The following is a 17,856-nucleotide window of genomic DNA, read 5'->3' on the forward strand; positions in this document are numbered from 1 at the left end:
CGACTATCTTTAACGCATTCCCCGTATTCGTGGATCAAGTTATAGGTGATCCATGTAAGGATTGGAAGTATTACCAAAGTCATATAGTGCTTTTACTATAAGGTAGCCGGGTGCCGTCCAAGAACAAGACCGAACCAGCGCTACGCTGGCTTTTGCCGAGCGCCGATCCCCAGCCGGCGGTGGTGTTTGACGCCGCCGGACGGCTCTGCGACTGGAATCCGGCGCTGCATGCCTGGCTCCAGGCCGGCACCGCGCCGGATGAGCTGCTGCCGCAGAACTGGGCGCATCTGGTCACGGCGGTGCTCACGCAGCAGCGGGCCATTGAGGATGTGCCGGTCGCAACGCCCGACGAGCGGCAGTTGCTCTGGACCTTCTTCCCGTTGGGCGAGGGTCATGTGCTGGGTCGCGCCCGGGATGCCACCGACATGCTGCAGACCTATCAGCAGGCGCAGGTCGCCCGCCGCCTGTACCGGGTGATCATTGAGAACACCACTGACCTGATCTCCCGGCACACCCCGGAGGGCGAATTCCTTGACGCCTCGCCCGCCGCCTGGGCACTGCTGGGCTACTGGCCCGAGCAGCTGCGTGGCACCCGGATTCAGCAGCTGATCCACCCCCAGCAGCGTGACGAGCTGATGCAGCGCTATGCCAGGGCGCTGGAGCAGGACGGCTACCTCACCGTGAGCTACCAGATCCAGCACCGGGACGGGCATTATCTCTGGTTCGAGACCGCCAGCCGGGCGACCCGGGATACCTACTCCGGCAATGTGGTCGAGGTGGTCAGCGTCTCCCGGGATATCACCGAACGGGTACGCAGCGAAGAGCGGACCCGTCGGCTGCAGGACGAGCTGACCCATGCCACGCGACTGGCCGCCCTGGGCGAGCTGGCGTCGGGCATTGCCCATGAGATCAACCAACCCCTGGCAGCCATCGTCAACTATGCCAGCGCCAGTCAGCGCTACCTGGCGGCAATGCCAGCGCAGGGTGATACCGGGCAGCGCCTGGCCCAGGGGCTGGCGCGCATCACCGATCACGCCCAGCATGCTGCAGAAGTGATCAGGCGCATGCGTGCCTTCCTGCGCAAGGGGCCGCGCAATGCCCAACGCGTGAGTCCGGCGCAGCTGGCACAGGACGCGGTGAGCCTGTGCGCCTGGGAGGCCCGGCAACAGGAGGTCGAGATCATCCAGCAGATTCCGCCGGACCTGCCGGATGTGCACGCCGATCCGGTACTGGTCCAGCAGGTGTTGCTCAACCTGCTGCGCAATGCCATCGAGGCCAACCGCGAGACCCATCCGGATGCCCCTTCGCAGGTGGTCCTGCAACTGAGCACCGAGCAGCGCCAGGTGCACCTCAGGGTCATCGACCAGGGCCCCGGCGCCAGCGCGGAACAGTTGACCCATCTTTTCACCCCCTTCTTCACCAGCAAGGCGGACGGGCTCGGCTTGGGCCTTTCCATGAGCCAGGGCATCATCGACAGTTTTGACGGTGGGCTGGAAGCCTACCCGGCGGTCGAAGGCGGGCTGTGCCTACATGGTTGGCTGCCTGCCCTGGTGGATAGACAAGAACAATCAACGGAGACGTAGAACATGGACATGCATCAGCAGCAGGTATATGTGGTGGACGACGACCAAGGCATGCTCGACTCCACCCTGTGGCTGCTGGAATCGGTCGGCCTGCGCGCCGTCCCCTTCGCCTCGGGCCAGGCCTTTCTGGATAGCTACAACGAAGACCTTCCCGCCTGCGTCCTGCTGGATATCCGCATGCCCGGCATGGGCGGCCTCGCGGTGCAGGATGCGCTGCGCGAACGGGGCAGCCAGCTCCCCGTTATCTTTGTCAGCGCCCACGCCGATGTGCCCATCGTGGTGCGCGCCTTCCGCGGGGGCGCTGTCGACTTCATCGAGAAACCCTACAACGAACAGCTGCTGCTCGACAGCGTGCAGCGCGCGTTGCGCATGAACTCACGCCCCATCGCCAGTGGCCCCCAGGCGGTGGACATCCGCAACCGCCTGGCCCAGCTGACCCCACGGGAGCGGGACGTGCTGCTGCCGCTGGTGCAGGGTTACAGCAACCGGGAAATCGCCGAGCAGCTGGGGATCAGCGTCAAGACCGTGGACCTGTACCGCTCGCGGGTAATGAAGCGCATGCAGGCCGATAGCCTGCCGGCGTTGGTGGGCATGGCGATAGGAACGGGGTTGGTGGCGCCTTTCGGTTTGCAGGCGTTGTGATGGACTGGTCGGATCGCTTATCGCGTCCGGCCCGGAAAGAGGAAGATGTCATGGTCGTTGCATTGCCCCGTTTATATTCCTTCCGCCGTTGCCCGTACGCCATGCGGGCTCGGCTCGGCATCCTGTTTGCCGGTATGCAGGTGGAGCTGCGCGAGGTGGTACTGAAGAACAAGCCGCCGCAGCTGCTCGCCATCAGTCCCAAGGGCACTGTTCCGGTGCTGGAATGGGCGGCAGGTGAAAGCTCAAGCGGGCGGGTCATCGAGGAAAGCAGGGAGATAGTCGACTGGGCGCTGCGGCAGAATGATCCGCAAGGTCTGCTGCAGACCGATCTCGCACGCGCTGGCGCCCTGATCGATCAGAACGACAGTGAATTCAAGCACTGGCTGGATCGCTACAAGTACGCGGACCGCTACCCTGAATTGCCCCAGTCGGAATACCTGCAGCGCGGCGAACGCTTTCTGCAGGTGCTGGAAGCCTTGCTTGGTGCCAACGACTATCTGCTGGGTGACCGGGTAAGCGTCGCGGATATTGGCGTGATGCCCTTTGTCCGCCAGTTTGCCCATGTGGACCAGGAGGTGTTCCACAGCCTGCCGTACCCGAATCTGCAACGCTGGCTGAGGAACTGGCTGGCCCATCCGTTATTTGTGAGCGCCATGGTCAAGCTTCCACCCTGGCAGGCGGGTGATGTACCAGTGCTGTTTCCCGAGGTTCGCCCTGGGATGGAGTGATCGAGGATCGCTTTTTAAAGGCCGGGCTCGCGCCCGGCGGCCCCATGTTAGAGCGGGTAGTTCTTCAACTCCCGGGCAATCAGCAGACGCTGGATTTCGCTGGTGCCTTCATAGATCTGGGTGATGCGGGCATCGCGGTATAGCCGCTCGACGGGGTAGTCTTCAAGATAGCCGTAGCCGCCGTGAATCTGCACGGCCTTGGAGCACACCTCTTCGGCCATTTCACTGGCGAACAGCTTGGCCTGGGAGGCTTCCGACAGGCAGGGGATACCTTCGGTGCGCAGGCGCGCCGCGTGCAGAATCAACAGGCGTGCCGCGTTGAGGCGGGTGTGCATGTCGGCCAACATGTTGGCAACGCTCTGGTGCTCGGTGAGCGGCACGCCAAACTGGGTGCGTTCACGGGCGTAGGTCAGGGCGGCTTCAAAGGCCGACCGAGCGATGCCCAGCGCCTGGGCGGCAATGCCGATGCGGCCGCCTTCCAGGTTGGACAGGGCAATCGCCAGACCCTTGCCGCGCGGGCCAAGCAGATTGGCCTCGGGGATGCGGCAGTTGTCCAGGGTCACGGCGCAGGTGTCCGAACCGCGGATACCCATCTTGTGTTCCATACGCTCGATCTTGAAACCGGGGTTGTCAGTGGGCACCAGGAAGGCTGATAAGCCTTTCTTGCCCAGCTCCGGATCGGTAACGGCAAACACGATAGCCAGATGCGCGCGTTTGGCGTTGCTGACGAATTGTTTGGCGCCGTTGATGACCCACTCGCCATTGTCCAGCACCGCCCGGGTGCGCAGGTTATGGGCCTCGGAGCCCGCCTGGGGTTCGGTCAGGGCAAAGCAGCCGATCTTTCTGCCGGCAGCCAGATCCGGCAGCCAGGTTTGCTGCTGCTCAGGGGTGCCATATTTGAGCAGCGGGCCACAGCCCACCGAGTTGTGAATGCTCATCATGGCTCCGGTGGCGCTGCAGCCGGCGGCGATTTCTTCCACGGCCAGGGCATAGGCGATGTAGTCAACATAGCTGCCGCCCCATTCCTCGGGGACGACCATGCCCAGCAGGCCCAGCTCACCCATCTGGCTTACCACAGCGTCGTCGATCCAGCCGGACTTGTCCCATTCGGCAGCGCGGGGGGCTAGTTCGCTCTGGGCAAACTGGCGGGCCATGTCGCGGATCATGCGCTGGTCTTCATTAAGCTCGATGTCATGCATCTATCTGTCTCCCTCAAGCCTGGCCCGGTTGGAAGTCGGCGAAGAACGCTGCCACCCGGGCGGGGCTGACGTCGTCCAGCGTAGGCGGATTCCACCGGGGGTTCTTGTCCTTGTCGACGATGAGTGCGCGTACGCCTTCCATGATGTCGCCCTCGGCGAACCACTGGGCATCCAGGTGCAGTTCCAGTGCAAAGCAGTCGGGCAGGCTCAGTTCGCGCCCCTGGCGCAGCAGCTCCAGGGTGACGTTCATGGCCAACGGCGATTTGCTGTCGATGGCCGCCAGGGTACGTTCGGCCCAGTCCTGGTAGGCGGGGCATTCCTCAGCGGCCAGCGAGGCGCGGATGCGCGGCATGTCTGGCTGGCTGAAGTGGTGATCGATGGCCGAGCGCATGGCCTTGATCTCCGAGCCCGGAATCTTCTGCGAGGCGCGCTTGTGCAGCAGCGCGTCCAGGTCGCTGGCAGGTTCGTCGGACCATTGCATGCTATCGAGCGCCTGATCCAGCTCGCCAACGAGGTCGCTGCCGAGGCAGTGATCGGCCAGCCCGCAATAGAGGGCATCGGCTGCGCGGATATGGGTGCCGGTGATGCCCAGGTACTGGCCGATGGCGCCGTCCAGGCGGGACAGGAAGTAGCTGCCGCCGACATCCGGGAAGTAGCCGATGCCGGTTTCCGGCATGCCCATCTTTACCCCCTCGGTGATCACCCGATGCGATGCCGCCTGGGCCAGGCCCATGCCGCCGCCCAGCACGAAGCCGTCCATCAGGGCGACAACCGGCTTGGGGTAGTCATGGATCAACTGATCCAGCGCGTACTCCTCGCGGAAGAAGGTCATGTACATGCCATCGCCGGCCAGGTAGCTGTCATACAGCCCGCGGATATCGCCACCGGCGCAGAAGGCTTTCTCGCCATTGGCGCGCAGCACCACGACGCGCACCTGATCATCGTTCAGCCAGGCGTCCAGCTGCTGGCGCAGCTGGCGGACCATGTCCAGGTTCAGGGCGTTGAGGCCGGCAGGGCGGTTGAGTGTCAGGTGGCCGACGCGGTTGCGCACCTCCACCAGTACGGTCTGCTCGGTCATTCTATGGCTCCGTTGTACAGCTTGATGATGGCAGAGAAGTCCAGCGCGCCATTACCCTGGCTGCTGAAGGTCTGGTACAGCTGCTGGGCCAGACCGCCGAGGATCACCGGTTGCCGCGATTGCCTGGCTGCTTCGGTGGCCAGCCCCAGGTCCTTGAGCATCAGGTCGGTACCGAAACCGCCGGTGTAGCCGCGGGAAGCCGGTACGTTGTCCATGACGCCAGGATAGGGGTTATAGGTGTCCGAGCTCCAGTTGCGGCCGCTGGAGGTGTTGATTATGCCGGCCAGGACCGCGGGGTCCATGCCCAGGGACACGCCCAGGTTCATCGCCTCGGCGGTGCCGATCATGGTGATGGCCAGCAGCATATTGTTGGCGACCTTGGCGACCTGGCCATTGCCGGTGGGGCCACAGTGAACGATGTTTTTGCCCATGGCCTGGAGTATTGGCAGGGCCGTGTCGAAGTCCGCCTTGTCGCCGCCGACCATGAAGGTCAGGGTGCCGGCAGCGGCGCCGCCGGTACCGCCGGAAACCGGGGCATCAATCATGCGGTTACCCTGTTTCCCAGCAGCAGTAGCTACCTCGCGGGCACTCATGGGGTCGATGGTAGAGCTGTCGATCAGGCGCACGTGCGCAGCCACATGGGCCAGCAGGCCGTTCTCACCCAGGTAGACGCCCTTCACGTGGGGCGCTGCCGGCAGCATGGTTATGATCAGCTCGACGTCGCTGCGGGCCAGTTCCGCGATGCTGGCGGCGGCAGTAGCACCGGCCTCGACCAGACCGGCGACGGCGCTTTGCGAGAGGTCGGATACGGTGAGCTGGTGGCCTGCCTTGATCAGGTTACGGGCCATCGGCCCACCCATGTTACCCAGTCCTATAAAGCCAATTTTCATGTGGTTGCCTCATTATTGTTGTCAGGCGGTTGGGCGTGCTGCGCACGCTCGCTCACTCAGCCGTGCTTGAAGTTGGGTTTACGCTTCTCGACAAAAGCCTGCATGCCTTCGGTCTGGTCGGCGGTGGCGAAGATGGAGTGGAACACGCGACGCTCGAAGCGCACGCCTTCGGCCAGGCTGGTTTCGAACACGCGGTTCACGCATTCCTTGGTCATCATCACGCTGGGCAGGGATTTTTCCGCAATGACCTGGGCGGCCTTCAGGGTCTCGTCCAGCAACTGATCCACCGGGAAGATCCGCGCAACCAGACCGGCCTGCTCGGCTTCCTGGGCGTCCATCTGGCGACCGGTCAGGCACATCTCCATGGCCTTGGCCTTGCCGATGGCGCGGGTCAGGCGCTGGGTACCACCGATACCGGGCAGTACGCCCAGGTTGATCTCCGGCTGGCCGAAGCGGGCGTTGTCCGCGGCATAGATAAAGTCGCAGATCATCGCCAGCTCGCAGCCACCGCCCAGGGCATAACCGGCCACCGCGGCGATCAGCGGCTTGCGGCGGTTGGCGATGCGGTCGGCGGGGGAGAAGAAGTCGTCCATGAACACGCCGGGGTACTGCAGATCGACCATCTGCTTGATGTCGGCACCGGCAGCAAAGGCCTTGCTGGAGCCGGTCAGCACCACGCAGCCGATATTCGGGTCATTCTCGAACTGGTCCAGCGCCTGGTTCAGCTCGTCCAGGACCTGGGTGTTCAGGGCGTTCAACGCCTGGGGGCGGTTCAGGGTAATCAGGCCGACGCGCTCACGGGTCTCGATCAGGAGGGTTTCAAAACTCATGTCACTACTCCAACAAAAAGAGGCCGGCCTTTACGGAGCCGGCCTTTCGGGCATTACTTCAGGGTGATGGTCGTGTTCACGGCAGCGGCCTGCTCGTCGTCATCGAACCAGCGCGCGGTGATGGTCTTGGTCTGGGTGTAGAACAGGATCACCTGCTTGCCGTACGGACCCAGGTCGCCCAGCTTGGAGCCGCGCGAGCCGCTGAAGGAGAACAGCGGGACCGGTACCGGAATCGGCACGTTGATGCCGACCTGACCCACGTCGATGTCTTCCTGGAAGCGGCGGGCGATGCCACCGGAACGGGTGAAGATGGCGGTGCCGTTACCGTTCGGGTTGGCGTTGATGATCTCGATCGCCTCGTCCAGGGAGTCGGCTTCCATCACGCAGAGTACCGGCCCGAAGATTTCGGTGTCGTACACGCTCATGCCCGGCTTGACGCCCGCCAGGATGGTCGGGCCGACGAAGTTGCCATCGGCGTAGCCGGGGACCTCGGGGCTGCGACCATCCAGCACCAGCTCGGCGCCTTCATCGATACCCTGCTGGATCAGATCGTTGATGCGCTCCAGCGCGGAGCGGGAGATGACCGGGCCGACATCGGTACCCGGCTCGACGCCGGCGCTGACCTTGAGGCCCTGGGCCTTGCGCGCCAGTTCCGGCAGCCAGTTGCGCGACTCGCCCACCAGGATGATTACCGGCAGGGCCATGCAGCGCTGACCGGCCGCACCGAAGGCGGCTCCCACCAGGTTATTGAGGGTCTGCTCCTTGTTGGCGTCGGGCATGACGATGGCGTGGTTCTTCGCGCCCATCATGCACTGTACGCGCTTGCCGGCCTGGCTGGCGCGGTTGTAGACGTGGGTGCCGACATGGGTGGAGCCGACGAAGGAAACGGCTTTGATGTCCGGGTGGTCGCAGACCGCATTCACCGCGTCCACGCCGCCGTGGATCACGTTCAGTACGCCCGGCGGGATGCCGGCTTCCAGCGCCAGTTCGGCCAGGCGCATGGTGACCATGGGGTCCTGTTCGGAGGGCTTGAGTACGAAGGTGTTACCGGTGGCGATGGCCATGGGGAACATCCACAGCGGGATCATCGCCGGGAAGTTGAACGGGGTGATACCGGCGCAGACGCCCAGCGGCTGCAGCAGGGTGTAGGTGTCGACACCACCGGCCACGTTGTTGGCCAGCTCGCCCAGTTGCAGGTTGCCCACGGCGGAGGCGTGTTCGACCACTTCCAGACCACGGAATACATCGCCTTCGGCATCGGCCAGGGTCTTGCCCTGCTCGGCGGTGAGGATGGCGGCTAGCTCCTTCATGTTCTCGCGGATCAGCTGCTGATACTTGAGGAAAATGCGGGCGCGGGCACCGATCGGCGTCTTGCGCCAGGTCTTGAAGGCTTCCTTGGCGTTGGCCACGGCGGCGTTGATTTCGTCCTGGGTGGCGAAGGGTACACGGGCCAGGACTTCCTGGGTGGCCGGGTTGACCACGTCGCGCCATTGATCGGTCTTCGATTCAACGAACTCGCCGTTGATCAGCAACTTGACGGTAGGAATATTGTTATTGCTCATTGGTGCCCTCTGGGCCGTGGCCCTTGTCGTCTGGAAAGATGTCATGGATAGTAGCAGTGCGTTTTTCCCATAAACAATTGGCTCATTCGCAAGTTGGGTCTGCGTTTTTGCACAGGGAGAGGAAATGGATTGGGACAACCTGCGGTTTTTCCTGGAGTTGAGCCGGGCAGGGCGACTGACCACGGCGGCCCGGCGACTTGGGGTTGACCACACCACGGTTTCCCGGCGGCTGCAGGCCTTGGAGAAAAGCCTGGGCGTCGCATTGTTCCTGCGCGATACCAGCGGCTACACCCTGACCGAGGCCGGGCGCAGCCTCCTGCCGCAGGTGGAGTTGATGGAAGGAGCCAGCGTGCGCATCGAGCAGGCGCTGCCCAGCCCGGGGGATAGCCTCTCCGGCCAGGTGCGCATCGGTGCCACCGAGGGCTACGGCACCATGTTGGTGGCGGGGCAGCTCAGTGAACTCAGTCACCGCCATCCGCATTTGCACCTTGACCTGCTGGCGCTGCCCCGCGCAGTGCGCCTGTCCCGTCATGAGGCAGACATTGTCATTACCCTGGAGCGCCCCGAGCGCGGCCCCTTTATCATCACCAAACTCACCGACTATGTGCTGCGCCTCTATGCGGGCAAGGATTACCTGCAGCAGCATGGTCCAATCAACAGCCGCAGTGATCTGGAGAAACACCGCTTCGTCAGTTACGTGGACGACCTGGTGTTCAGCAAGGACCTGCTGTTCCTCGACGAGATTGCCGGCTCCGGCGCGGTCGGGGTGCGTAGTACCAGCGTGCTGGCGCAACAGGAGGCGATTGCTGCTGGCGCCGGCTTGGGTATCCTGCCGGCATTTACTGCCGACCAAGACTCGCGGTTGAGCCTGATCATGCCGGCCCAGATCCGCTTTATCCGCACTTTCTGGATGTTGATGCCGATTGAATTGAAGGATATTGCGCGGATGCGGGTGACCTGGGATTTTCTCCGCGAACAGGCGGAGCGGGAGCGGGGGCGATTGATGGGGTCGGTTGGTTAGCCCTCATTTGCTCAGGCGGTTACCTGGGCCGGAAGGCGGAACGTGGTTTTTACTCCTATCCTGACTAATCTGATACTGGGACGACTATATCGCGATGAGGATGACATGATGTTGAGAAACTGGATGCTGCTGGTACTGCTATGGACAGGAGTGGGAGTTGGGGGCGCATACGCGCAGGCGGAGGACGATGGCGCGCAGGCCCGCGCTTTGCTGACCGAAGCTGTGGACTACTACAAGGAAAACGGCGACAAGGCGCTGGCGGTATTCAGCCGGCAGGGGCGCTTCGTCAAGGATGATCTTTATGTTTTTGCCATCAACACCAACGGCATCATGCTGGCGAGCGGCGGCCCGTCGGTCATGCTGATCGGGCGGGACATCATGAACTCCATCGATGATGAGCTCAAGCCGAAGTTCCAGCAGGCACTGAGCCAGCCGGAGAACGGTGAGATCCTCGAGGCAGATTATCCCTGGGGCAGCTGGAATACTGGTGGGAGAAAGATCACCAAGCATGTGTATTTCCAGCGGGTAGGCGATACGGTTCTGGCCGTGGGTTACTACCAGCCGCGGGCGAGCTCCGAGCAGGCGCTGCAGCTGCTGGAGACGGCCGCCGAGGCGGTGAGCAGCAACGCGCGGGAGACCTTCAACGCGATCAACGCGCTTGATCCGCGCTTCTACCAGGATGATCTCTATGTATTCGTGGTCGAGCTGGACAGCCAGCGCTTCGTCGCCCACGGCTCCAACCTGCGCCTCGTCGGCCGCGACTTCGGTGCGCTGGCTGATCGGGTCGGCAAGCCCTTTGGCCAGGAGGCGCTGGACAAGATCGCGACCACTGAAATGGTCGAATTCGACTACCAGTGGAAGCATCCGATCACCGGTGATACTGAGCACAAGCATGCCTATGCACGCAAGGTCGGCAACTACCTGGTGGCGGTGGGGTATTACCAGCCCAATAACGGCGACGGCGCGCAGGCCAGCGCCGAGTAACTACTGCTGAAGCTCGACCCGGTGGCGAAAATGCGCCAGCGCCTCCGGGTTGGCCAAAGCTTCGGTGTTCTTCACCGGTTGGTCGTGCACTGCATCGCGCACGGCCAGTTCGGCTATCTTGCCGCTGCGAGTGCGCGGTATATCTCGGACCGGGACGATCCGGGCCGGTACATGCCGTGGTGTGGTGTGCTGGCGAATTGCGGTCCTGATGCGCTGCTGCAGCGCGTCATCCAGCGCGACCCCGTCACGTAATATCACGAACAGCACCACCCGCTCGTCTCCCTGCCACCGCTGGCCGATGGCAACCGATTCCAGCACCTCGTCGATGCGCTCTACCTGGCGGTAGATCTCCGCCGTACCAATCCGCACCCCGCCGGGGTTGAGGATGGCGTCCGAGCGGCCATGGATGACCAGCCCGCCGTGTTCGGTCTGCTCGGCATAATCACCATGGGCCCACACGCCGGGAAAGCGCTCGAAGTAGGCGGCGCGGTAGCGGCTGCCATCCGGGTCGTTCCAGAAGCCCAGCGGCATGGATGGGAAAGCGCGGTTGCAGACCAGTTCGCCCTTTTCACCGGTGACCCGCTGCCCATCGTCATTCCATACCTCCACCGCCATGCCCAGCCCCGCGCCCTGCAGTTCGCCGCGCCAGACTGACTGCAACGGATTGCCAAGCGCAAAGCAGGAGACGATATCGGTACCACCGGAAATGGACGATAGCTGCACGTCCCGCTTGATGTCGCGGTACACATAGTCGAAGCCCTCCGGTGCCAGCGGCGAGCCGGTTGAGAGGATGGTACGCAGGCTGTCGAGGCGGTGGCTGTGTGCCGGTCGCAGGTTGGCCTTCTCCAGCGCGGCGAGGTAACGGGCGCTGGTGCCGAAGACAGTGATGCCTTCGGCATCGATCAGGTCGATCAGCCTGGCATCGTTCGGGTACAGCGGGGCCCCGTCGTACAGTATCAGGGTGGCGCCAACGGCGAGCCCTGAGGCCAGCCAGTTCCACATCATCCAGCCACAGGTGGTGTAGTAGAACAAGCGGTCTTCCGGCTGCAGGTCCGTATGCAAGCCCAGTTCCTTCAGGTGTTGCAGCAGCACGCCGCCGCTGCGGTGGACGATGCATTTGGGCACGCCCGTGGTGCCGCTGGAATACAGGATATACAGCGGGTGGTCGAAGGGCAGGGCGGCAAAGGTCGGGCTACCGCCGGGCTGGTAGAAGCTGTCCCACGCGCAAACGGCCACGCCGGGCGCCGTTGGTTGCGGCACTTCCGCGTTAGCGCCAGTCAGCACCAACTGCTTGACGCTGGGCAACTGCCGCAGCACCTGTGCCAGCCGTTCTCCCAGCGTAATCTGCTTGCCAGCGTACTGATAACCGGCGCAGGCGATCAACACCTTGGGCGCGATCTGGCCGAAACGGTCGACGATGCCCTGGGCGCCGAAGTCAGGCGAGCAGGACGACCAGATCGCACCTAGGCTGGTGGCGGCCAGCATGGCGACAATGGCCTGCCAGGCATTGGGCAGCACGGCGGCAACCCGATCACCCACACCTACGCCGGCCGCTGCCAGGCTCCGCTGCAGCCCCGCGACATGGGCATGGAGCTGGGCATGGCTCAGCTGTGTCCGCTCCCCGGCCTCGTTGATACTGATCAGCGCTGGGCGTTCATCCGTGCGCCGCAGCAGGTGCTCGGCGTAGTTGAGGCGTGCGCCTGTGAACCAGCGTGCCTGGGTCATGTCCTGGGCTTCTTCCAGCACCTTCTCGGCCGGGCTACTGAAATGCACATCGAAGAACTGCGCCAGACTGTTCCAGAAGTCGGCTCGTCGGTCGACGCTCCAGGCATGCAACTGGCTGTAGTCGGCCAGGTTCAGCTGGTACTGCCGATTCACGTATTGGCGAAACGCCTCCATCCGGCTGTGGCGGATGCGTTCGGCGCTGGGCGTCCATAGCGGTTGGGGCATGCTCTACTCCTGGTCTAATCGGCTCGGGCCAGCAGTGCCCGCGCAACCCGGGAGCCGTTGTCCCGGCGCAACAGCTGGCAGATCCAGTGGCTGGCTTCCACCAGTTTCGTTAGCTCCACGCCGGTGCGGATGCCCATGCCCTGCAGCAGGTAGACCACGTCCTCGCTGGCCACATTGCCACTGGCGCCCCTGGCGTAGGGGCAGCCACCCAGCCCGGCGACGGAGCTGTCGAATACTGCGACGCCTTCCAGCAGGGCAGCGTAGATATTGGTCAGTGCCTGGCCATAGGTGTCATGAAAATGCCCGGCCAGTTGCTGCCGGGGCACGCGTTGACCGACGGTCTCCAGTAAGTGGCGGGTCGCGCTGGGCACGCCGACACCGATGGTGTCTCCCAGGGACACCTCGTAGCATCCCATTGCCAGCAGCTCGGCGCTGACTGTAGCCACCTGCTCCGGCGCGACGGTGCCGTCATAGGGGCAGCCCAACACGCAGGAAACATAACCGCGCACCGCCATGCCGCGTGCGGCAGCCAGTTCCATAACCGGCACGAAGCGTTGCAGGCTTTCGCTGATCGAACAGTTGATATTGCGCCAGGAAAATCCCTCCGAGGCCGAGGCAAACACCGCTACCTCACGGGCACCAGCGGCAATGGCATCCTCCAGGCCGCGCAGATTGGGTGTCAGGACGCTGTAGCGCACCCCCGGCTGGCGCGTGATAGCGGCCAGTACCGCGGCGGAGTCGGCCATCTGCGGCACCCAGCGGGGCGAGACAAAGCTGCCGACCTCGATATGCCCTAGTCCGGCCGCCGTCAGGCGGTCAACCAGCTCGATACGCTGGGCCACGGAAAGATGCTGGGCCTCGTTCTGCAGCCCATCGCGGGGGCCGACTTCCACCAGGCGGACGTGCTCGGGCAGGGACATTGGGATCTCCGGTACTGCTGGTTGCTTGCTTCGAGTATAGCGAGCCCCGGCGGGCGCAGCCGTTTGCGAAGGTCAACCCGGCTCCAGCTCCAGCAACAGGCTGCCCTCACTGACCATATCGCCTTCGGCAAACAGGATGCGCTTGACCGTGCCGGCCTGATCGGCGCGGATGCTGTGTTCCATTTTCATCGCCTCCAGCACCAGCAGCGCAGCGCCCACGTCCACCTGTTGGCCCGGCGACACCAACACCCGCACGACGCTACCGTTCATCGGCGCGGTAAGTCCGCCTGAAGCGAGGTGATGGCCGCTGGCCTCTGTCAGCGGGTCGTATTGTCGTACGGCGTGCAGCTCACCCTGCCATTGCACATAGAGCACCTCGCCCCGGCGGACTGCCAGGGCCGTCGGTTGGGCCGGCTGGCTGGCGCCGAGATACAGCACGCGTTGTTCACCATTGCATTGCAGATGCAGCCGTGTCGCCGCAGGCAGGCCCAAACGCAGGCCGTCGCTGCGCTCCCAGGGCGAGCCGGGGTCATCGCCCCGCCGGATGGCGGGCAGGGTGGCGACAAACTGCCGGGCCGCCTGCTCCCAGAAGGCGTCGGGCAGGGACTCGACAGGCGGCAGGAGGTCCGCGGCGTGACGCTCGATAAAACCGGTGTCCAGTTCCCCGGCTACAAACGCAGGGTGTTCCAGTAATCGCTGCAGGAAGCGGCGATTACTGCGAATGCCGCCGACCAGGGTGCGTTTTAGCAGGTCCAACAATAGCCGCCGGGCCTGCTCACGATCCGCGCCCCAGGCAATCAGCTTGCCCAACATCGGATCATAGTAGGGAGAAATGACATCGCCCTCGCGCACGCCGCTGTCGATCCGCTGGCCGGGCTTGAGCGGGGGCTCCTGGTACAACTGCAGCCGGCCGCTGGCGGGGAGGAAGTCTTGGTCCGGGTCCTCGGCGTACAGCCGCACTTCCATGGCGTGGCCTTGCAGGGGGACCTGCTCCTGACCCAGCGGCAGGGTCTCGCCCTGGGCGACGCGCAGCTGCCATTCCACCAGGTCCAGCCCGGTAATGGCCTCGGTCACCGGATGCTCCACCTGCAGCCGGGCATTCATTTCCATGAAGAAGAAATCACCGCGCTCGTCCAACAGGAATTCCACAGTGCCTGCGCCTACATAGCCGATCGCCAGGGCCGCCCGCACTGCGGCCTGGCCCATGGTCTGGCGCAGTGGCTGACTCAGGCCGGGGGCGGGCGCCTCTTCGAGTACTTTCTGGTGGCGGCGCTGGATCGAGCAGTCCCGTTCGTGCAGGTAGAGGCAGTTGCCCTGGCAGTCGGCAAACACCTGGATCTCCACATGGCGCGGTCTGGGCAGGTATTTCTCCAGCAGCAGGCGATCGTCACCAAAGGCCGCCTGGGCCTCGCGCCGGGCCGATTGCAGGGCCGCGGCCAGTTCGGCCTCGCTCTGTACTATCTTCATGCCCTTACCGCCGCCCCCAGCACTGGCCTTGAGCAGTGCGGGATAACCGATCTGCCGCGCGGCCTCGACAAAGGCCTGCGGCGACTGGTCCGCACCGTGATAGCCCGGCACCAGCGGTACCCCAGCCTCGGCCATCAGCGCTTTGGCAGCGGACTTGTCACCCATGGCCTCGATGGCGGCGGCGGGTGGGCCAACCAGCAGCAGGCCCGCCGCGCTGACAGCCCGGGCGAAGGCGGCGTTTTCTGAGAGAAAGCCATAACCCGGATGGATCGCCTGGGCGCCGCTGGCGAGTGCGGCCTGGATGATGCGGTTGATGTCCAGGTAGCTTTCGCTGGCCCGGACACCGCCCAGGTCCACCGCCTGGTCGGCCTGATGAACGTGTAAGGCATCCCGGTCCACCGCGCTATGCACGGCCACGGTAGTGATGCCCATGGCGCTGGCGGTGCGCATGATGCGGCAGGCGATTTCGCCCCGGTTGGCCACCAGCAGCGTGGTGATCATCAGTTTATTCCTCGATCCAGTTGGGGGTACGTTTTTCCAGGAAGGCGCGGATGCCTTCCCGGCCCTCTGCACTGGCGCGGATCTGCACAATGCTTTGCTGGGTGTAATGGCGCAGCTCCAGGGAAAGTTGGTGGGCGGTGGCCGCATGCACCAGGGCCTTGCTGGCACGCATGGCCTGGGGGCTGTTCTGCAGTAGGGTAGTGATCCAGTCCGCCTGCCGCTGTTCCAGTTCGGCTGAGGGGCAGCTCTCCGTCAGCAGGCCCAGCTCTTCGGCGCGGCGGCCGGAAAAGCGTTCGCCACTGATGGCGTAACGGCGGCTGGCCCGCTCACCCATGGCCTTGACCACAAAGGGGCTGATCACCGCTGGCGCCAGGCCAATCCGCACCTCGGACAGTGATAACTGGGCATCCTCGGCGCCGATGGCGATATCGCAGCAGGCAATCAGCCCGAGGGCCCCGCCGAATGCCGCCCCCTGGACCACCGCCAGGGTCGGCATGGGCAACTGGTACAGGCGGTACATGACCTCGGCCATGGCCTCGGCATCGCGCAGGTTGCCGGTGTAGTCCAGCTCGGCGGACTGACGCATCCACTGCAGATCGGCACCGGCGCAGAAATGCTTGCCCCGGCCGCGCAGAAGGAGAAAGCGCAGCTGGTGATCCTCACGCAGATGGTCGAGTGCGGTGAGCAGTTCTTCAATCATCTCGGCATTGAAGGCGTTGTGCTTGTCCACGCGGTTTAGCCACAGGGTGGCGTAGCCGCGGGGATGGCGTTCCAGCTGGATGGTATTGAACTGCATGGTTTGTTTCTCCCTTATCCTGTCGCTTGAGCTTATCTGCCCCTCTCCCCAGCCCTCTCCCGCGAGGGGAGAGGGAGCCGCCGCACTCCCATTACATCCGGAACACGCCAAACCGCGTCTCTTCCACCGCCGCATTCAAACTCGCTGAAAGCGCCAACCCCACTACATCCCGCGTCTGCGCCGGGTCGATCACCCCGTCATCCCACAGTCTGGCACTCGAATAGAATGGGTGCCCCTGACGTTCATATTGCTCCAGTATCGGCTGGCGCAGCTGTTGTTCCTCCTGCTCCGAGAAAGCCAGGCCACGGCGCTCGGCCTGGTCGCGCTTGACCTGCACCAGCACCCCGGCGGCCTGTTCGCCACCCATGACGCCGATCCGCGCGTTGGGCCACATCCAAAGAAAGCGCGGATCATAGGCGCGGCCGCACATGCCGTAGTTGCCGGCACCGAAGCTGCCGCCGATGATCACGGTGAACTTGGGCACCCGGGCGCAGGCGACGGCGGTGACCAGCTTGGCGCCATGCTTGGCGATGCCGCCGGCCTCGTACTTCTGGCCGACCATGAAGCCGGTAATGTTCTGCAGAAACAGTAGCGGGATGCCCCGTTGGCACGCCAGCTCGATAAAGTGCGCGCCTTTTTGCGCCGCCTCGGCAAACAGCACGCCGTTGTTGGCGAGGATCGCCAGCGGATAGCCATGTAAGTGGGCGAAGCCGCACACCAGGGTAGTGCCGAACAGCGCCTTGAATTCATCGAACTCGCTAGCGTCCACCAGCCGGGCGATGACCTCGCGCACGTCATAGGATTGTTTCGCCTGGGCCGGAATGATCCCGTACAACTCGTCCGCGGGATAACGCGGCGCCTGGGGCTGACGAGTCTGGAGTTGCCCCAGCTTGCGCCAATTGAGCTGGGCGACGCAGCGCCGGGCCAGTTCCAGGGCGTGTTCATCGTTCTCGGCGTAATGGTCGGCCACGCCGGAGGTGCGGCAATGCACATCCGCGCCGCCCAGCTCCTCGGCGCTGACCACCTCACCCGTGGCCGCCCGGACCAGCGGCGGGCCGGCCAGGAAGATGGTGGCCTGGTTGCGCACCATGATGGTTTCGTCGGCCATGGCCGGGACATAGGCGCCTCCGGCGGTGCAGGAGCCCATCACCACCGCAAGCTGCGGTATGCCCTGGGCGCTCATCCGCGCCTGGTTGAAGAAGATGCGGCCGAAATGCTCGCGGTCGGGAAACACCTCATCCTGGCGCGGCAGGTTGGCGCCGCCCGAGTCGACCAGATAGAGGCAGGGCAGGCGGTTCTGTTCGGCAATAGCCTGGGCCCGCAGGTGCTTCTTCACTGTCAGGGGGTAGTAGCTGCCGCCTTTGACGGTGGCGTCGTTGGCGATGATCATGCACTCGACCCCAGCGACCCGACCGATACCGGCGATCAGCCCTGCGGCGGGCACCTCCTCGTCATATACCCCATGGGCAGCCAGCGGGCAGATTTCGAGAAACGGCGAGCCGGGATCAAGCAGGGTATCGATGCGTTCCCGGGGCAAGAGTTTTCCCCGGCCGCAGTGGCGCGCCTGGGCCTGTTCACCGCCACCCTGAGCAATGCGCTCAAGCAGCGTGCGCAGTGCCGTCACCTCACGCAGCATGGCGCTGCGGTTGGCGGCGTACTCGGGTGAATGGACATCGAGCTGGGTGTGGAATATGGCCATGGTCTC

Annotated in this window: 15 protein-coding genes; 5 read left to right on the top strand and 10 right to left on the bottom strand. The window is 64.1% G+C overall.

What is annotated here, in order from left to right; translation table 11 throughout:
* Positions 1 to 110 precede the first annotated feature (110 nt).
* From VG99_RS11105 to VG99_RS11115, 3 genes are read left to right on the top strand one after another with little or no spacing between them, the layout of a single operon-like run.
* Complete coding sequence (locus VG99_RS11105; RefSeq protein ID WP_044499976.1) at positions 111 to 1,583, top strand: sensor histidine kinase; 1,473 nt, start codon at positions 111 to 113, stop codon at positions 1,581 to 1,583.
* A gap of 9 nt (positions 1,584 to 1,592) precedes the next feature.
* A complete protein-coding gene (locus VG99_RS11110; RefSeq protein WP_420848298.1) occupies positions 1,593 to 2,225 on the top strand; it encodes a response regulator transcription factor in 633 nt (210 codons plus the stop codon).
* A gap of 50 nt (positions 2,226 to 2,275) precedes the next feature.
* Positions 2,276 to 2,953 carry a glutathione S-transferase gene (locus VG99_RS11115; RefSeq protein WP_044501609.1) on the top strand — a complete coding sequence of 226 codons (678 nt, stop codon included), beginning with the start codon at positions 2,276 to 2,278 and terminating at the stop codon, positions 2,951 to 2,953.
* A 47-nt stretch (positions 2,954 to 3,000) separates the two neighbouring features.
* Here the strand turns inward: VG99_RS11115 and VG99_RS11120 are convergent, their stop codons facing one another.
* From VG99_RS11120 to VG99_RS11140, 5 genes are read right to left on the bottom strand one after another with little or no spacing between them, the layout of a single operon-like run.
* Entirely contained in the window at positions 3,001 to 4,152 is a 1,152-nt protein-coding gene (locus VG99_RS11120) for an acyl-CoA dehydrogenase family protein (protein ID WP_044499979.1), read from the bottom strand.
* A gap of 13 nt (positions 4,153 to 4,165) precedes the next feature.
* Entirely contained in the window at positions 4,166 to 5,230 is a 1,065-nt protein-coding gene (locus VG99_RS11125; RefSeq protein WP_044499982.1) for an enoyl-CoA hydratase/isomerase family protein, read from the bottom strand.
* Positions 5,227 to 6,120 carry a 3-hydroxyisobutyrate dehydrogenase gene (gene mmsB, locus VG99_RS11130; protein ID WP_044499984.1) on the bottom strand — a complete coding sequence of 298 codons (894 nt, stop codon included), beginning with the start codon at positions 6,118 to 6,120 and terminating at the stop codon, positions 5,227 to 5,229. The genes VG99_RS11125 and mmsB overlap by 4 nt, the downstream gene beginning before the upstream one ends.
* A 56-nt stretch (positions 6,121 to 6,176) precedes the next feature.
* A complete protein-coding gene (locus tag VG99_RS11135; protein ID WP_044499985.1) occupies positions 6,177 to 6,950 on the bottom strand; it encodes an enoyl-CoA hydratase in 774 nt (257 codons plus the stop codon).
* A gap of 53 nt (positions 6,951 to 7,003) precedes the next feature.
* Positions 7,004 to 8,512: a CoA-acylating methylmalonate-semialdehyde dehydrogenase gene (locus VG99_RS11140; RefSeq protein ID WP_044499987.1), complete on the bottom strand. Its 1,509-nt coding sequence runs from the start codon at positions 8,510 to 8,512 to the stop codon at positions 7,004 to 7,006.
* 124 nt (positions 8,513 to 8,636) lie between these two features.
* On the opposite strand from VG99_RS11140, the gene VG99_RS11145 reads away from it, so the two are divergent.
* Complete coding sequence (locus tag VG99_RS11145; protein WP_044499988.1) at positions 8,637 to 9,533, top strand: LysR family transcriptional regulator; 897 nt, start codon at positions 8,637 to 8,639, stop codon at positions 9,531 to 9,533.
* Between the two features lie 105 nt (positions 9,534 to 9,638).
* Positions 9,639 to 10,517 (top strand): cache domain-containing protein, encoded by an 879-nt coding sequence (locus VG99_RS11150; RefSeq protein WP_082050033.1) that lies wholly within the window; start codon positions 9,639 to 9,641, stop codon positions 10,515 to 10,517.
* Here the strand turns inward: VG99_RS11150 and VG99_RS11155 are convergent, their stop codons facing one another.
* From VG99_RS11155 to VG99_RS11175, 5 genes are all read right to left on the bottom strand, one after another.
* Positions 10,518 to 12,467: an acetoacetate--CoA ligase gene (locus VG99_RS11155; protein ID WP_044499992.1), complete on the bottom strand. Its 1,950-nt coding sequence runs from the start codon at positions 12,465 to 12,467 to the stop codon at positions 10,518 to 10,520.
* A gap of 14 nt (positions 12,468 to 12,481) precedes the next feature.
* Entirely contained in the window at positions 12,482 to 13,387 is a 906-nt protein-coding gene (locus tag VG99_RS11160; protein ID WP_044499994.1) for a hydroxymethylglutaryl-CoA lyase, read from the bottom strand.
* Between the two features lie 72 nt (positions 13,388 to 13,459).
* Complete coding sequence (locus tag VG99_RS11165; protein ID WP_044499995.1) at positions 13,460 to 15,355, bottom strand: acetyl/propionyl/methylcrotonyl-CoA carboxylase subunit alpha; 1,896 nt, start codon at positions 15,353 to 15,355, stop codon at positions 13,460 to 13,462.
* 4 nt (positions 15,356 to 15,359) lie between these two features.
* Positions 15,360 to 16,151 (bottom strand): gamma-carboxygeranoyl-CoA hydratase, encoded by a 792-nt coding sequence (locus tag VG99_RS11170; protein WP_044499996.1) that lies wholly within the window; start codon positions 16,149 to 16,151, stop codon positions 15,360 to 15,362.
* Positions 16,152 to 16,242: 91 nt separating this feature from the next.
* Complete coding sequence (locus VG99_RS11175) at positions 16,243 to 17,850, bottom strand: carboxyl transferase domain-containing protein (protein ID WP_044500002.1); 1,608 nt, start codon at positions 17,848 to 17,850, stop codon at positions 16,243 to 16,245.
* Positions 17,851 to 17,856: the final 6 nt, after the last annotated feature.

Origin of the sequence: Pseudomonas saudimassiliensis, from assembly GCF_000939975.1 — a bacterium.
Lineage (GTDB): Bacteria > Pseudomonadota > Gammaproteobacteria > Pseudomonadales > Pseudomonadaceae > Halopseudomonas > Halopseudomonas saudimassiliensis.

Coding starts and splice junctions, on each gene's coding strand:
- VG99_RS11110 (WP_420848298.1), top strand. CDS start 1,593: ATGCATCAGCAGCAGGTATATGTGGTGGACGACGACCAAGGCATGCTC.
- VG99_RS11115 (WP_044501609.1), top strand. CDS start 2,276: ATGGTCGTTGCATTGCCCCGTTTATATTCCTTCCGCCGTTGCCCGTAC.
- VG99_RS11120 (WP_044499979.1), bottom strand. CDS start 4,152: ATGCATGACATCGAGCTTAATGAAGACCAGCGCATGATCCGCGACATG.
- VG99_RS11125 (WP_044499982.1), bottom strand. CDS start 5,230: ATGACCGAGCAGACCGTACTGGTGGAGGTGCGCAACCGCGTCGGCCAC.
- mmsB (WP_044499984.1), bottom strand. CDS start 6,120: ATGAAAATTGGCTTTATAGGACTGGGTAACATGGGTGGGCCGATGGCC.
- VG99_RS11135 (WP_044499985.1), bottom strand. CDS start 6,950: ATGAGTTTTGAAACCCTCCTGATCGAGACCCGTGAGCGCGTCGGCCTG.
- VG99_RS11140 (WP_044499987.1), bottom strand. CDS start 8,512: ATGAGCAATAACAATATTCCTACCGTCAAGTTGCTGATCAACGGCGAG.
- VG99_RS11145 (WP_044499988.1), top strand. CDS start 8,637: ATGGATTGGGACAACCTGCGGTTTTTCCTGGAGTTGAGCCGGGCAGGG.
- VG99_RS11150 (WP_082050033.1), top strand. CDS start 9,639: ATGATGTTGAGAAACTGGATGCTGCTGGTACTGCTATGGACAGGAGTG.
- VG99_RS11155 (WP_044499992.1), bottom strand. CDS start 12,467: ATGCCCCAACCGCTATGGACGCCCAGCGCCGAACGCATCCGCCACAGC.
- VG99_RS11160 (WP_044499994.1), bottom strand. CDS start 13,387: ATGTCCCTGCCCGAGCACGTCCGCCTGGTGGAAGTCGGCCCCCGCGAT.
- VG99_RS11165 (WP_044499995.1), bottom strand. CDS start 15,355: ATGATCACCACGCTGCTGGTGGCCAACCGGGGCGAAATCGCCTGCCGC.
- VG99_RS11170 (WP_044499996.1), bottom strand. CDS start 16,151: ATGCAGTTCAATACCATCCAGCTGGAACGCCATCCCCGCGGCTACGCC.
- VG99_RS11175 (WP_044500002.1), bottom strand. CDS start 17,850: ATGGCCATATTCCACACCCAGCTCGATGTCCATTCACCCGAGTACGCC.